Raw genomic sequence first — 1,782 nt, forward strand, 5'->3', positions numbered from 1 at the left:
CAACGCTATTCACCGGTGGCGCGAAATAATCGGTACTGCCCAGGAGAAGGTGTCGCATGAAACGGGTAATCGGGATTCTTGCCGCGGTTGGCGTGGTGGGTTTGGCGGCGGGCTGTCAGGGTGACGGGGCGACGCCTGTGAGCGGAGTGCCTACATCGTCACCGGTCGCCACCGCCGCGCCCGGAACCACCCAGGCGACGGTGACGCAGCCGACGGTCAGTCAGTCGGCGAGTAGTCCGCAGACCGTTACGGGCACAACGCAACCCGGGGGTTCCGCACCGGCTACCGCCGGGAGCGGGAAGTGTGTGGATCTCAATTCGCCGGTGGTCACCGCGGCGCTGGGCACGCTCGGGCCGAATGTGGGTGGTGATGGTTTCTACGCCGACAGCGGCACCCCGGCGGTGCTGGGCTCGTGTCCCAGTCTGCTGTGGGTGCTCGCGGGCACGCCGCGCGGGACCGCCAGTTCACCCTGGCATGTGTTGTTCTTCAACCATTCCGGATATCTGGGCACCGCCACCAAGCATTGGACGGCCTACACCACGGTGGTCGGGTCGTCGGATCGCAGTGTTCAGGTGCAGTACCGCTGGCTGGCCGATCAGGATCCCAGTTGCTGCCCGTCGGGCGGCCCGGTGACCGTCACGCTCACCCTGGGCTCGGATAATCACACGATCACCCCCGATCGCGACTTCCCCACGCAGGCAACGAATCCGCACTAGTCGTCGTCGAGGTCCACCACTTCGACCTTGTCGCGGTCGGCCCATTCCAGCAGTGGCGCCAGGTCGAATACCGCATCGTCGATTCCCGCGTGCAGATCACCCAGTTCGGCATAGCGCGCGGGGACCGTGGTCATGGTGAAATCGCGCGGGTGCAGGTCCGGAATCTCATCCCAGCGCACGGGGGTGGAAACCGTGGCCTCCGGAATGCCGCGCACCGAATAGGCGGCGGCGATGGTGTGATCGCGGGCGTTCTGGTTGTAGTCGACGAAGAGCTGCCGCGGATCGCGGTCCTTGCGCCACCACGCGGTGGTGACATCCTCGGGGGCGCGGCGCTCCACCTCATGGGCGAAGGCCAGGGCCGCGCGGCGGACATCCTGGAAGCCGTATTCCGGGGTGGTGCGCACGTAGATGTGTAAACCCTTGCCGCCGGAGGTCTTCGGCCATCCGACCGCACCGAGTTCGTCGAGCACCTCGTGCACGACCCCGGCCACCCGCTGTACCCGCGACCACGGGCAGTCGGGCATGGGATCGAGGTCGATACGCCATTCGTCGGGAAGTTCGGTATCGAAGCGGCGCGAGTTCCAGGGATGGAATTCGACGGTGGACATCTGCACCGCCCAGATGACATCGGCGAGCTTGTCGACACAGAGTTCATCGGCGGTGCGTCCGTAGCGCGGGAAGTACAGCTGCACGGTCGGAATCCAGTCCGGAGCACCGGCGGGGACGCGCTTCTGATGCACCTTGCCGCCGGGCAGCCCTTTCGGGAAGCGGTGCAGCATGCAGGGTCGATCGCGCAGGGCGTTGACGATGCCGTCGCCGACGCTCAGGTAGTACCGCGCCAGGTCGAGTTTGGTCGCCCCGGTCTCGGGGAAGTACACCCGATCCGGATTCGAGATGCGCACCGTATGCTCGCCGACCGTCAGTTCCAGGGCCGGCGAGGCGGACTTACTGGCCACCCGTCCGACCATATCGGGCATTTCGACCCGGTGCGCGACACAACACGATTCACGTGCGGCGACCAGGCAAACCCCTAGCCAGTTAGTGCACCCTAAGTTAGGGTGCACTC

2 protein-coding genes are annotated in these 1,782 nt (G+C 65.9%); one reads left to right on the forward strand and one right to left on the reverse strand.

The genetic code is table 11. The features are described 5' to 3' along the window. Positions 1 to 56 precede the first annotated feature (56 nt). A complete protein-coding gene (locus ACFC0O_RS04420) occupies positions 57 to 716 on the forward strand; it encodes an LppP/LprE family lipoprotein (RefSeq protein ID WP_375953757.1) in 660 nt (219 codons plus the stop codon). Here ACFC0O_RS04420 and ligD read toward each other — a convergent pair. Further along, positions 713 to 1,684 carry a non-homologous end-joining DNA ligase gene (gene ligD / locus ACFC0O_RS04425; RefSeq protein WP_375955935.1) on the reverse strand — a complete coding sequence of 324 codons (972 nt, stop codon included), beginning with the start codon at positions 1,682 to 1,684 and terminating at the stop codon, positions 713 to 715. The two genes, ACFC0O_RS04420 and ligD, sit on opposite strands and share 4 nt — an antisense overlap. Positions 1,685 to 1,782: the final 98 nt, after the last annotated feature.

Origin of the sequence: Nocardia sp. NPDC056100 (genome assembly GCF_042266325.1) — a bacterium.
Taxonomy (GTDB): domain Bacteria; phylum Actinomycetota; class Actinomycetes; order Mycobacteriales; family Mycobacteriaceae; genus Nocardia.